General features: G+C 40.8%; 10 protein-coding genes. 7 read left to right on the top strand and 3 right to left on the bottom strand.

What is annotated here, in order from left to right:
* Positions 1 to 101 precede the first annotated feature (101 nt).
* A complete protein-coding gene (gene glpT / locus BA1DRAFT_RS03290; RefSeq protein ID WP_036776048.1) occupies positions 102 to 1,454 on the bottom strand; it encodes a glycerol-3-phosphate transporter in 1,353 nt (450 codons plus the stop codon).
* 530 nt (positions 1,455 to 1,984) lie between these two features.
* Between glpT and BA1DRAFT_RS03285 the strand changes: the two genes are divergently transcribed.
* The 4 genes from BA1DRAFT_RS03285 to BA1DRAFT_RS03270 all read left to right on the top strand — a co-directional run bounded on the left by BA1DRAFT_RS03285 (position 1,985) and on the right by BA1DRAFT_RS03270 (position 6,188).
* The gene (locus tag BA1DRAFT_RS03285) at positions 1,985 to 3,154 is read left to right on the top strand and encodes an RNA-guided endonuclease InsQ/TnpB family protein (protein ID WP_036776047.1); all 1,170 of its coding nucleotides are present in this window, start codon (positions 1,985 to 1,987) and stop codon (positions 3,152 to 3,154) included.
* Positions 3,155 to 3,462: 308 nt separating this feature from the next.
* Positions 3,463 to 3,894 (top strand): DUF29 domain-containing protein, encoded by a 432-nt coding sequence (locus tag BA1DRAFT_RS03280; RefSeq protein ID WP_036776046.1) that lies wholly within the window; start codon positions 3,463 to 3,465, stop codon positions 3,892 to 3,894.
* A 460-nt stretch (positions 3,895 to 4,354) separates the two neighbouring features.
* Positions 4,355 to 5,380, top strand: coding sequence for a hypothetical protein (locus BA1DRAFT_RS03275; RefSeq protein WP_235200954.1), 1,026 nt, complete (start codon positions 4,355 to 4,357; stop codon positions 5,378 to 5,380).
* A 307-nt stretch (positions 5,381 to 5,687) separates the two neighbouring features.
* Positions 5,688 to 6,188, top strand: a complete 501-nt coding sequence (locus tag BA1DRAFT_RS03270; RefSeq protein ID WP_235200953.1) for a tetratricopeptide repeat protein — start codon at positions 5,688 to 5,690, stop codon at positions 6,186 to 6,188.
* Between the two features lie 198 nt (positions 6,189 to 6,386).
* Here the strand turns inward: BA1DRAFT_RS03270 and BA1DRAFT_RS03265 are convergent, their stop codons facing one another.
* Complete coding sequence (locus BA1DRAFT_RS03265; RefSeq protein ID WP_036776044.1) at positions 6,387 to 7,487, bottom strand: glycerol dehydrogenase; 1,101 nt, start codon at positions 7,485 to 7,487, stop codon at positions 6,387 to 6,389.
* A gap of 324 nt (positions 7,488 to 7,811) precedes the next feature.
* Entirely contained in the window at positions 7,812 to 8,462 is a 651-nt protein-coding gene (fucA, locus tag BA1DRAFT_RS03260; protein ID WP_036776043.1) for an L-fuculose-phosphate aldolase, read from the bottom strand.
* Between the two features lie 465 nt (positions 8,463 to 8,927).
* Here fucA and fucP point away from each other — a divergent pair, with 465 nt between their 5' ends.
* Genes fucP through fucK form a run of 3 tightly spaced genes read left to right on the top strand, consistent with a single transcriptional unit; the run spans position 8,928 to position 13,561 of the window.
* Positions 8,928 to 10,238 (top strand): L-fucose:H+ symporter permease, encoded by a 1,311-nt coding sequence (fucP, locus tag BA1DRAFT_RS03255; protein ID WP_036776042.1) that lies wholly within the window; start codon positions 8,928 to 8,930, stop codon positions 10,236 to 10,238.
* Positions 10,239 to 10,285: 47 nt separating this feature from the next.
* Positions 10,286 to 12,064 carry an L-fucose isomerase gene (fucI, locus tag BA1DRAFT_RS03250; protein WP_152544266.1) on the top strand — a complete coding sequence of 593 codons (1,779 nt, stop codon included), beginning with the start codon at positions 10,286 to 10,288 and terminating at the stop codon, positions 12,062 to 12,064.
* A 57-nt stretch (positions 12,065 to 12,121) separates the two neighbouring features.
* On the top strand, positions 12,122 to 13,561 hold the full coding sequence (gene fucK / locus BA1DRAFT_RS03245; RefSeq protein WP_036776040.1) for an L-fuculokinase: 1,440 nt from the start codon (positions 12,122 to 12,124) through the stop codon (positions 13,559 to 13,561).
* Positions 13,562 to 13,720: the final 159 nt, after the last annotated feature.

Raw genomic sequence — 13,720 nt, 5'->3', positions numbered from 1 at the left:
TAATCTCTTAGCTTAGTTTAGATGCTGAAAAAAGCCGCAACATATAAATGCCGCGGCGTAATTAATATTATCGGTGATATATCACAGTTTAATGACAGAAATTAGCCATATTGTTGGGTGATTTCTTGTTTATGTTTGCTTTCGGTAATTGTAACGATTAGCAATAGAATAACGGACAAGATACTCCCGCCAATCATTACCATAAAGCCGCTGTCCCAACCGAAAAAGTCAACGGTGTAGCCGATGATAGCACTTGCAGCAACAGAGCCGCCTAAGTAACCAAATAAGCCGGTGAAGCCAGCGGCTGTACCGGCGGCTTTCTTGGGAGCAAGCTCAAGGGCATGTAGACCAGTCAGCATAACCGGGCCGTAGATAAGGAAACCAATAGTCAGCATACAAGCCATATCTACCGCTGGATTACCTGGTGGGTTCAGCCAGAATACGATAGTTGCAATCGTGACCAGTGTCATAAAGAACACACCGGTTGCACCACGGTTACCTTTAAATATTTTGTCTGACATCCAACCACATAGTAGCGTGCCTGGGATACCGGCATATTCGTACAGGAAATAAGCCCATGAAGATTTATCCAGTGCGAAATGTTTGGCTTCACGCAGATAAGTTGGCGACCAATCAAGAATGCCGTAACGTAGCAGATAAACAAATACGTTAGCCATAGCAACCATCCACAGCAGTTTGTTCGGTAACACGTACTGCATGAAAATCTGTTTAGCTGTTAATTCTTTTTCATCTTTCTCTGTATAATCAGATGGATAGTCGTTTTTATACTCTTCGATTGGTGGCAAGCCACAGGATTGTGGTGTGTCACGCATCAGCGCGAACGCAATCAATGCAACGAGAATGGCGGCGAAAGCTGGCATGTAAAGTGCGGCTTTCCAGTCATTGAACCACGCCATACCCAACAGGAATAGCAATGGCGGTAAGCCTCCGCCAACATTGTGCGCGCAGTTCCAGATAGAAACGATACCGCCACGTTCTTTCTGTGACCACCAGTGCACCATAGTACGACCACAAGGAGGCCAACCCATACCCTGGAACCAGCCACATAGGAACAGCAGTATGAACATGGTAGTGATGCTGGAAGTTGCCCAGGGTACGAAACCCATAAACAGCATAACAACCGCCGCGAGGAGCAGACCGGCGGGTAAGAAGAATCGTGGGTTAGAACGGTCGGATACGGAGCCCATGATGAATTTGGAGATGCCGTATGCGATAGAGATCCCTGATAGCGCGAAACCGAGATCCCCTTTGGAAAAACCCTGCTCAACCAGATAAGGCATTGCCAGAGCAAAGTTTTTCCTTACCAGATAATAAGCCGCGTAGCCAAAGAAGATCCCCATAAAAATTTGCCAGCGTAAGCGACGATAGACGGGATCTATCTGTTCTGTTGACAGCCGGGACCTATGAGGTGCCGGCTTGAAAATACTTAACATATTTTGCCTCCGATGGCATTTCTAGTTATATAAATAGCTCGCCGGTTGACTAATGCCACCGGATGGGAAAATGAAAGGTTTTGTAAGTGGTTATTTTCCATAACGAAAATTATGATAGTAGAAATAACCCAACCTATCTGTGAAACAACCCTCAGTTGTTAAAGTTGTTCTGCCCCGGCGACAATTCTGAGTGATTTGTTAACTTTTTAAAATGTACTTTACCAATGAAATTGTGACTATCGTCACAATAACGAGCTTTATTTAATTATTGGTGAGCGTTTTTGGTTCGTTTTTGTTCTTTATCAAACAAAAACCATAGTTTTTATGCATCTTCTATACGTGTATCCTTTCAGACAAGGGAAACGTTTCATTAGCAAAAACCGCCGTAAACCCTTGCCCAGCGCGGGCGGGGATATCAGGCGAAAAGCCCAGAGGGCTTTAGGGCTGGCGACTCCGGCGTCTCCTGACTGGATTGATATCTGCCAGTAAAACAGGCTAAAATGAATGCACTTTATCAATGAGCGCTGAATATGTTAAGAGCGACCAAAGTCCGCGTCTACCCCACATCCGAACAGGCAGAGTATCTTAACGGCCAGTTCGGGGCGGTCCGTTTTGCGTACAACAAGGCGCTGCACATCAAAAAGCAGGCTTACAAACGTCACGGCGTGAATTTAAATCCGCGCAAAGACCTCAAACCGTTACTGGCGGTCGCGAAGCAATCCCGCAAGTATGCCTGGCTCAAAGAATATGACTCCATTGCATTACAGCAGGCGGTGATTAATCTGCATACTGCGTTTGATAATTTTTTCAACCCGAAGTTGCGCGCCCAATTTCCCACGTTCAAGCGCAAACAGGGCAGGCAATCCAGCTATCACTGTGTTGGGGTGAAAGTGCTGGAGGGCGCAGTGAAGATCCCGAAATTGTCACCGATAGAAGCACGCATACACAGAAAAATTGAAGGGAAAGTGAAGAGCATTACGTTCTCTCGCACCGCCACGGGAAAATATTTCGCCGCTATCCTGTGTGACGACGGCAAAGAGGCGCCGGAAAAGCCGGGCGTTATCACCCGCGTGACCGGGTGTGATATGGGGCTATCCCACTATCTTATCCAGTCGAACGGAGAGAAGGTCAATAACCCCCGTCACCTTATCAACGCCGCCCGTAACCTGCGTCGTAAGCAAAAATCGCTGTCCCGCAAACAACAGGGCAGCGCTAACCGCGGCAAGGCACGCTTACGTCTGGCGGCCGTCCATGAGCGGGTAGCCCATGCCCGCGCCGATTTTCAACACAAACTCTCCCGAACAATAGTTGACGAAAACCAAGCGATCATTGTTGAGACGCTGAAATCGGCCAACATGATGAAGAATCACCATATAGCTCGCGCTATCGGGGATGCAGGCTGGCATGGCTTCGTCAAGAAACTGGAATACAAAGCCGCAGCGGCGGGCGTCCATCTGGTCAAACTGAATCAGTGGTTCGCCAGTTCAAAAACCTGCCATTGCTGTGGTCACAAAATGCCGGAAATGCCGCTGTGTAAGCGGATCTGGCCATGCCCTTGCTGTCGAGTCGAACATGACCGCGATATCAATGCGGCGCTCAACATCCAGCGCAAGGGCATAACAGAATTACAGGCGGCGGGACTCGTCGTCTCTGCCCACGGAGGCCAGCGTAAATCCGTCATAAAGACGGTGGCGGCCTGAGAAGTGGGAAGCCTCGCCGTTTTTTACGGCGGGGAGCAGTCACGCGTAGTGTATTTCCTGAAACTTGTCCTTGGACGTTTGAGCAAATAATGGATGAAAACTTTTGGCCTGAATAGACTCGATAAATTTGTTTTTCCAAATGAAAGGGTAAAACCACCGGCTTTAAGCTGCAATACTGTGCTGTACCTTTATGGTGAATGGGCTGCTAATCGATTTTGATGATAAATATACTGTTTTGACGGTATGCCAATAATCTGTCAGACTCATAATTTATACAGTTGCATAGCTGATATACAAGTGGAGGAACCATGACGACACGTTATGACAGCGATTTTTATGGTTGGACGCAGGAGCAAGCCAGTTTGCTTCGTTCCGGTGATTTGAGCCAGTTGGATACGGAAAATCTTCTTGAGGAAATTGAGGCTATGGGGCGAAGCGAGCGCAGAGAATTACGATCCCGGTTGGAAATTTTACTCGCACACTTACTGAAATGGAGATATCAGGCAGATCGCAGAGGGCGGAGTTGGGAACTGACCATTGAAGAACAGCGTGATAAAGCAATTGATTGTTTGCAAGAATCTCCTAGTTTGAAAAATAAGTTGGATGAGCATTTGGAAAAAGCTTACATCGCTGCTCGTCGATTAGCAGAAAAAGAAACGCTAATTAATCGGAATATATTCCCTGAAACTTGTCCTTGGACATTTGAGCAAATAATGGATGAAAATTTTTGGCCAGACTAGACTCGATAAATTTATTTCCTAACGCACTGATTTTGAACAGTGCGTTTTCTTGGTTGCTTAACAACGTGGTTGATTGATTTTCACTTCACAGCAAGCAGTATTAACAGAAATTATTTGCTTTTCAGTGGATACTCCTTGTATTAGCTAAAATGATTCTTTTTCATTTTTATGACCTTTGTCGTATCAATAATTACAGAAAAATTCATTGTGATCGCTGTGGCTGTACTCAAGGCAACAGTAGGAGCCAAAATAGTAACGGAAGTAAAATGCTAACAGTTTTAATTTCTTGTCGAAGAATATAATAATAAAGATAAAATATTAGTAAATTATTAATTTGATTTTTTTATATAAACTTATAAAATTTCGGTAGTGATATTGATAATTATTTCCATTTGCAGTAAATTGTATTTTCTTTAATTTATCAAAGATAATCATGGAAGTTTTCAATAAGGAAATAACTATGCCAAGTAAAGACTATGGGTTAGTTGATAAAGTTTTTAACGAAAATTTTAAAGGAATGCATGTAGAAACAATAACAGTAAAAATAGCGCCTTCAGGTACTAAATATACTAATTCGGCAGGAGACGTTAGCAAATCTACTTTTGGACATGTATGGGTTGAATTTCAGGGTGAATCAATCGGATGGGGCTTGGGTGATAATAAGCAAGTAGGAGGAGTTGAGAACATAACTTTTAGAGATTCAATCGCATACGATAAATCAAAAATTTCCAGTGTTACATATCCAATATATTCAGAAAGTGTTGTTCATAATATGAGAAATTACATTTCTGATTTAAAAAATGGAAATTTCTATGATTTTAAGCCGAATTATAACCTCCTTACTAATAACTGTATAGATTTTGTAAACTCAATTCTTCGAGTTTCACATTATGATAATGATAAACATGATATAGATTTCATTCAGGAATTACGAGGAATGAGTCCAAATGCCGTATTAGATAATCTTGAAGAAATTGTTGAAGATCAGAAAAGTACAGAGACACCACTTATTATTGATTTAACTGGCGATGGTATTATTACCATAGCGGAAAATGGTTCTATATATTTTGATCATGATAATGATGGTATTGTTGAAAGTTCAGGATGGATAGAAGCCAATAATGCATTTCTGGTATGGGATAAAAATGGAGATGGAAAAATAAATAACGGAAATGAGTTGTTTGGGAATAATTCTATATTAAAAAATGGAATCAAATCAGCAAATGGGTTTGCTGCATTAGCAGATCTTGACGATAATTTTGATGGTATTTTTAATCAAAATGATAGTCTATGGAATTCATTAGAGTTATGGATTGATGCCAATAAAGATGGTATAACTGATAATGGAGAGTTGTATAAATTAAGTGAATCAGGAATCTCTGCTATAAATCTTACCTATAAAGAAAATGGATTCAAGGATATATACCCTATGGATTTCAAGGTGCATCGCGACGGCAAGGGAGCGAATCCCCGGGAGCATAGATAACTATGTGACAGGGGTGAGAGAGTGCAGCCAACAAAGAGGCAACTTGAAAGATAACGGGTATAAATGGTAATATTCACGGGCTTGAAAGCTCAGTACTCTGGAATAATGGGGATACGACTAAGATAGTGGATGTGTTTTTTGCTGTGGATAAAAATATACAGATGGCGTCACTAAATTCAAATATTGACATAATAGGGATAAATAATATTTTTAGCGAGATTATATTATGAGTCATTTTTTTGTAAAAAATAAGAAATATTTTCTCTACTCACTGTTCTTTTTTTCTTTTATTGTTCAGAGTTCAGACATGAACATACAAGATACCCCATCGATTGTCTTCAATCATTCAAATGATTTTTTATCAGAATTCTCTATTCCAATGCCTAAAAATGAAGATGAATATCATGCGTTAATAGAGAAAGCAAATAGTGGTAATATAGATGCAAACTGGATGCTCGCTGTAATACAACAAACAGAAGGTTATCGTCAAGAAGCCAGTAAAAGATATAAGTTATCTATATCAAGAAATGATAAATATAAGTTAAGATCTATGGTTAATTTGGGATTTATTTTAGAGGATGAAAATAGATACTCAGATGCGAGAGCACTTTTCGAATTAGCTGGAAAAAGTGGATATTTTGAGGGCTATCGCACCATCGGAACCAATTATTTAAATGGGATTGGTGTAAATCAAGATTTTAATAAGGCCAAAGAGTATTTTAATAAAGGAAGCCAAATTGGATGTCATGAATGCACATTTCTTATTAATAATTGGAGTGATGTTATTAAGTTGAAAAAATCAGAATAGTGAACTTATATTTTGAGTTAACCTGTTAGTACTTAAGTGATGAGATCTTTTCAGGAATAAAAATTTGGGGAGGCGGGGTTCTTAAATATGGCGGCAGGCTCTGTTTGATGAACGAGGCTGCATTAAAACAAATGATTAAATAAAAAATCAGTGCCTTGTCAACAAATTGAGCGGACAATTTGCCCGCTCTTGTCAAACTTAATACAGCCAGTCGCGTCCCATCCGGTCAGCAGCCATAATAGCGGCGTACACTTTTTCCGGTGTCACTTCAAAAGGCAGGTTGTGAATGGTTTCTTCCTCGGCACAACTTGTTTTCGCTACTGCCATCACTTTTTCTTTCAGTCTTTCACCATCTTTTACCCCAAGTTGATCCAGAGTAACCGGTAGTCCCATCTGTACACAGAAATCAAGGAAAGTGTCTAATTCTTCATTTGGGCTATTTTCCAGTATTAGTTGAACTAATATCCCGAAGGCGACTTTTTCACCGTGGTACATGTGGTGGCATTCTTCTAATACGGTAAAGCCATTGTGTATGGAATGAGCGGCGGCTAAACCTGTATTTTCAAAGCCCAGGCCGCTTAAGTAAGTAATAGCTTCGATAACATTTTCCACCGCTGGTGTGCTGACGCCGGCTTCAACAGCCAGCTTTGCTTTATAGCCCTCTTCTAACAAAGTTTCGTAACAGAGATGGGAAAGGGCTATTGCGATACGGGATATCCCGCCATCTGTCATTCGCGGTTTATGGCTGGCTCCACAAACGCGGGCTTCGAAGTAAGTTGCCAGCGCGTCGCCAATTCCGGCAATCAGAAAACGGGTTGGGGCTTTAGCGATAAGGCTGGTATCGACTAGGACAATATCTGGGTTTGTTGGGAAAAACTGATAGTCTTCATATTTGCCATCATCACTGTAAATAACAGAGAGTGCGCTAGTTGGGGCGTTAGTGGAAGCAATAGTGGGAGCAATCAGAACAGGTAATCTGGATTCGTAAGCAACCGCTTTTGCAGTATCTTGTACTTTGCCTCCTCCGATACCAATAACGGCTTGGCATTCATGTTTTTTAAGAATGTCAGACAGGCGTTTAATCTCATTCCGGCTACATTCACCGCCAAAAACTTCAAAATGGCGAGTAATATCATGCTGTTCCAGGCTGTTATGAATAGTATCTCCCACCAATTTCATCGCGGAATTACCGATGATAACCAAAACGTGGTCGGCGATAGTTTTTGTATATTTACCAATATGGAGTAGGGCATCAGGTCCCTGAATATATTTGGAGGGGGATTGAATAATTTTCAACATAAGAATATTCCTTTTGTGGAAACTCAATATCTGTTTGTCGCATCAATTTTCCTAACGAACAGGGAACAAAATGTGACAAACCGGTAAACTGTCTTTGGGTGAAAAAAGTACTTAAATTACTTAACAGGCTAACACCATCTATAAAAATTAATGGTTGGTTATGGATAAATAAAGTTGTTATACCCGTTTTATAGTAGGAAATGTGTGTTTTTTTGATCTATGCCCGGATCTTTGTACTGGAACAGGCCCTTCTTCTCCATTGGGCCTGGCTGCGTTTGGTGAAGTTAGCGCCATAATGACTGCCTACAAAATGGTCCTATTTTTTCAATTTTTTTCAACTTTTAAGCCATATGTCTTAAATTTCTCAAGCACAATTGCTATTTCCTCCGGGCTTAGAATAGGAACTGGATTTTGGATCGTCAGGGTCTGTAAATATAGATGAGCGAGCACTTCAACTTCATGCGCGAGCCACAGTGCTTTTTGTAGATTAACCTCGCAAACAATCATCCCATGATGCTGTAATAGAATGGCTTTTCTGTTTTTAAAACCATTAAATACATAGTCAGAAAGTTGTTTGGTGCCAAATGTTGCATAAGGTACACAGGGAATTGAATCTCCTCCCGCTGCTGCAATCATGTAATGAATGGCCGGGATTGGTTTATTTAAAATAGAAACCGCTGTGCAATGAATTGCATGATTATGGACAACGGCATTGGCATCGGGTCTGGCATGATAGACCGCCTGATGAAAGCGCCATTCACTCGAAGGGATCTTATTATCCTCAGGTTGACCGTTTTCATCTACATAAACAATATGTGTTTCAGTCAATTGTTCATAAGGGATTCCTGTCGGTGTAATTAACATTCCATTGTGATAGCGGACACTGACATTACCCGCTGTGCCTTGATTTAATCCTAATCGCGTCATTTCTAAGCATGTATTAATAATTTCACGAGATAATGTACTTCTTTTCATGATTATTTACCTTGTTTAAATTAGAAGTATGCTTTTATGTTAGTCAATGAAAAATAAATAAATGAAGTTTTCTATTTATTTTTGTTGTAATACTTTGTTGTTTTTAAATAAATATTTAATTCAATTTTTGTGATTAAGTTCAAATGTTTTCATCACTTTTTGTATTTTACAGATATCTGTATTTGTTTTTTTATTCCGTATTTTTCATTTCTAACTCAAACGGTCATTTATTGGTTTTATTGACCGTTTTTTCATAAAAAAGATTATTCGGTCATCTTTATGACCGAATTAAATAAAAAAAATATAAACGGGCATGTGTAATGGATCTATTTTAGTGATGAGGTTCACAATTTAGTGGCATGAATAAATAAGTGTGATTGGGATCATTTTCTTATCTTATAGATAGCTAAAAATACGACTGATTATGGAAGACTTACAGTATCAACTGCGATAGATGAGGGTGCTATGGATAATATATCGATGCAATCAAGTATAACGCGGGATAATAAAAAAAACAGAGGTTATTTAATCCCTTTTACTCTTTTATGTTCTCTGTTTTTTTTATGGGCTGTGGCAAATAACTTAAATGATATATTGTTGCCTCAATTTCAAAAAGCTTTTGTCTTAACAAATTTCCAAGCGGGATTAATTCAATCGGCATTTTATTTTGGTTATTTTATTATTCCTATTCCTGCTGGCATATTAATGAATAAGTTAAATTATAAAGCAGGGATAATTACTGGATTATTATTTTATGCTGTTGGTGCTGCCCTTTTTTGGCCTGCCGCAGAAGCGATGAGTTATACACTATTCTTGGTGGGGCTGTTTATTATCGCTGCGGGGTTAGGGTGCCTGGAAACAGCGGCTAACCCTTTCGTCACAGTATTAGGGCCTGAAAAAACCGGACATTTTCGCATTAATCTGGCACAAACATTTAACTCGTTTGGGGCAATTGTCGCCGTTATTTTTGGGCAAAGTTTAATTTTATCTGATGTCCCTCATTTCCCCCAAGAAACACTTGATAAAATGACTGTTGAACAACTTGATACTTATAATCACAGTCTCGTCTTAGCGGTACAGTCCCCTTATATGATTATCGCTGCTGCTGTTTTAATGATTGCATTTTTGATTTTATTTACTAAATTTCCAGTGATACAAAGTGATGAGCATGATAATAGCAGCTCATTTTTTGAGTCTTTAGGCCGCCTGATTAAAATCAAACATTGGCGCTGGGCAGTATTAGCGCAATTTTGCTATGTCGGTGCGCAAACAGCTTGCTGGAGTTACCTGATTCGTTATGCTGTTGATGAAATTCCAAGTATGACCTTGGGGTATGCCGCCAATTATCTGACAGCAACAATGGTATTTTTCTTTATTGGTCGATCGACGGGTACTTGGTTAGTTAAGCGATTTGCTCCAGAAAAAGTATTATCTTGTTATGCCTTGATATCCATGATCCTTTGCATTATTTCCGCGTTCGTGGGGGGATACATCGGCTTAATTGCATTGACCGTTTGTAGCATGTTTATGTCTATTCAATACCCAACTATCTTTTCATTAGGGATTAAAGGATTAGGTCAGGACACTAAATATGGCTCTTCACTCATTGTCATGACGATTGTTGGCGGTGGCATTGTGACGCCTATTATGGGATTTGTCAGTGATGCTGTGGGCCACATTCCAACGGCTGAGCTCGTACCTGCTTTCTGTTTTGCTGTGATTTTGATTTTCGCAAAATTCCGTGCGAATGCGTTACCTGGTAATTCGTTTAATTAAGAAAGCAAGTAACAACTTTATTTGTATGAGGAAATAGTATGAATCGTATGAAAAAAAATATGAATTTACCTAAAATTGGTATTCGCCCAGTTATTGATGGCCGCCGTATGGGAGTGCGTGAATCACTCGAAGAGCAAACCCTGAATATGGCAAAAGCGACAGCTAATTTATTAACTGGACATATTTACCATGCTTGTGGCACCCCTGTTGAATGCGTTATTGCAGACACATGTATTGCAGGTCTTGCTGAATCTGCGGCTTGTGATGAAAAATTCAGTGCATTAAATATTGGCCTGACAATTACCGTCACGCCGTGTTGGTGTTATGGCAGTGAAACATTAGATATGGAACCAACAAGACCAAAAGCTATTTGGGGATTTAATGGGACGGAACGCCCTGGTGCAGTCTACCTTGCGGCAGCTTTAGCCGCCCACTCGCAAAAAGGTATTCCCGCTTTTTCTATATACGGGCATGAAGTTCAAGATGCTGATGACACTCATATTCCTGATGATGTCAAAGAAAAATTGCTACGATTTGCTCGTGCTGGATTAGCCGTTGCCAGTATGAAAGGAAAAACTTACCTCTCTATTGGTGGTGCGTCAATGGGCATCGCAGGTTCAATTGTTGATCATAATTTTTTTGAATCTTGGCTTGGTATGAAAGTCCAATCTGTTGATATGACGGAATTACGCCGTCGTATTGATCTGCAAATATATGATGAAGAGGAACTTGAGCTAGCCTTATCTTGGGCGGATAACTATTTCCGATATGGTGAAGATCTGAATGCTAAACAATATCACCGTTCACCAGAAAGCCGTCGCCAGGTTCTTCGCGAAAGTTTACTCATGGCTATTTGCATTCGCGACATGATGCAGGGAAACCTAAAACTGAAAGAAAAAGGGTATGGCGAAGAAGCCCTCGGCTATGATGCTATTGTTGCGGGTTTCCAAGGGCAACGTCATTGGACAGATCAATATCCCAATGGCGATACTGCGGAAGCGATTTTGAATAGTTCATTCGACTGGAACGGCATTCGTCAACCATTTACGGTTGCAACAGAGAATGACAGTCTAAATGGCGTTGCGATGTTATTTGGTCAGATGCTAACAGGGACAGCACAAATTTTTGCTGATGTTCGAACTTTCTGGTCTCCAGAATCTGTCGAGCGTGTTACGGGCAAAAAACTCACGGGACAGGCTGAAAATGGCGTGATCCATCTGATTAATTCAGGTTCTGCAACACTGGATGGGACCTGTTGCCAAAAAGACGTTCAAGGCCGTCCTACGATGAAACCTCATTGGGAAATTACCGCAGAGGAAGTGGATGCTTGTCTGGCTGCAACGCAATGGTACCCGGCGCTCCATGAATATTTCAGAGGGGGTGGTTTTTCCTCCAAATTCTTAACCAAAGGCAGTGTTCCTTTCACCTTGAGTCGTGTCAATATTATTAAAGGTCTTGGCCCCGTCCTGCAAATCGCTGAGGGTTGGAGTGCGGAATTGCCTAAAGATATTCATGACGTTCTGGATAAACGGACAAATGAAACCTGGCCAACAACTTGGTTTGTTCCGCGTTTAACCGGTAAAGGTGTCTTTAAGGATGTATATTCCGTTATGGCGAATTGGGGTGCTAATCATGGTGTGCTTTCTATTGGTCATGTTGGCGCTGATTTCATTACATTAGCTTCTATGCTCAGAATACCAGTTTGTATGCATAACGTAGATGAGCAAGCCATTTATCGTCCTTCTGCATGGAATGCGCACGGTATGGATCTGGAAGGTTCAGATTACCGAGCCTGCCAAAACTATGGTCCTCTCTATAAGAAATAGTGACTGCTGGCGGTGCAATATGAATTGTACCGCCTCTGTTCCATAACAGGAGAGTGTATGATTCGAGATGTCGTTTTAGTTTTGGATTGCGGGGCCACGAATGTGCGTGCTATTGCGGTTGACTCTCAGGGGAATGTGGTTGCAAAGGAGTCAACACCGAATACTAGTGAGCCTGATAAAGCCAATCCTCACTGGCACATATGGTCACTGGATGCCATTTTAGAACGGTTGGCAGGCTGTTGTCGTATGGTTATCCCCCAATTATCAAGTTATAAGATACGTGCAATAACAGTGACGACTTTTGGTGTTGACGGAACACTGGTCGATGCAAAAGGAGAGCTGCTTTATCCAATGATTAGTTGGAAATGTCCACGAACAACCTCTATTGTTGAGAATATTGAGCGTTATTTCTCCGCTGAGAAATTACAAACGATATCCGGTGTCGGGCAATTTAATTTTAATACGCTTTATAAATTAATCTGGTTAAAGGAAAATCATCCTTATCTTTACGATAAAGCCCATGCATGGCTGTTTATCTCTTCTTTAATCAATTATCGATTAACAGGCGTGATGTCAACTGATAGAACGATGGCCGGGACCAGTCAGTTGCTAAATATTCATAATGAGCAGTTTAGTAGGGAAATTTTAGATGCGATTTCTATTTCAGAGAATTTATTTCCTGAACTCATTTCTGCCGGCGAACCAATTGGCACTTTAACGCCGGAGGCGGCAAAAAAATTGAATTTACCTTCCGGCGTTCCGGTTATTTCCTCTGGACATGATACGCAATTTGCCTTATTTGGTTCAGGCGCGGGTTTGAATCAACCCGTCTTGTCTTCCGGTACTTGGGAAATTCTGATGGTACGTAGCCCTCATGTGGATACCCATATTTTACCTCATTATGTTGGCTCTACATGTGAATTAGACGCAAGAAAAGGGATCTTTAATCCAGGATTACAATGGTTGGCTTCTGGAATACTTGAATGGATCAGACAGCTTTTTTGGCAAGGTATTTCTCCTTCGGATGCTTATCTGCAAATGATCCATGAAGCTTTATCTGTTCCTCCCGGCGCTAATAACTTAAGAATGAATTGTCGTTTATTAACCTCCGAGGCGGGATGGTGCGGAATAACGTTAAATACTGAACGACGTCATTTTTATCGTGCCGCATTAGAAGCGTTAGGATATCAATTAAAACAAAACCTATCTCTTTTGGAAAAGATAAGTGGATTTCATGCTAAAGAGTTGATATTAGTGGGCGGCGGTAGCCGAAATTATCTTTGGAATCAAATAAAAGCAGATATTTTAAACCTACCTATAAAAGTCGTTAATGAATCTGAGACGACGGTATTAGGCGCTTCTTTCTTTGCTTGGTTTGGTATCGGTTGCTATGAATCGTCAGAAAAGGCTCGTGAGCAGTTTTCTTATCGCTATGAATTGTATACACCTGGTGAGCACCAAGAAGCTTATCATTCATTAGCTAAAAATTTTATATAGGAATAGGTAATCTTCCGTTAAAGGCAATTGTCCTATTTATTTCTTCTCGCCATCTCTTTTAAACATGCTGGTTAAAGTAGGAAATGATAACGTTTTTGCTATCATCGTCACAGAGAACACGGCTAAATGTGGAAATATATTGCTAAACAAGGCGTGGTT

Source organism: Photorhabdus aegyptia, assembly GCF_000612035.1.
In the GTDB taxonomy this organism is placed as follows: domain Bacteria; phylum Pseudomonadota; class Gammaproteobacteria; order Enterobacterales; family Enterobacteriaceae; genus Photorhabdus; species Photorhabdus akhurstii.
The sequence above is the reverse complement of the archived record's forward strand: the minus strand, read 5'-3'. Positions and strand labels throughout refer to the sequence as shown.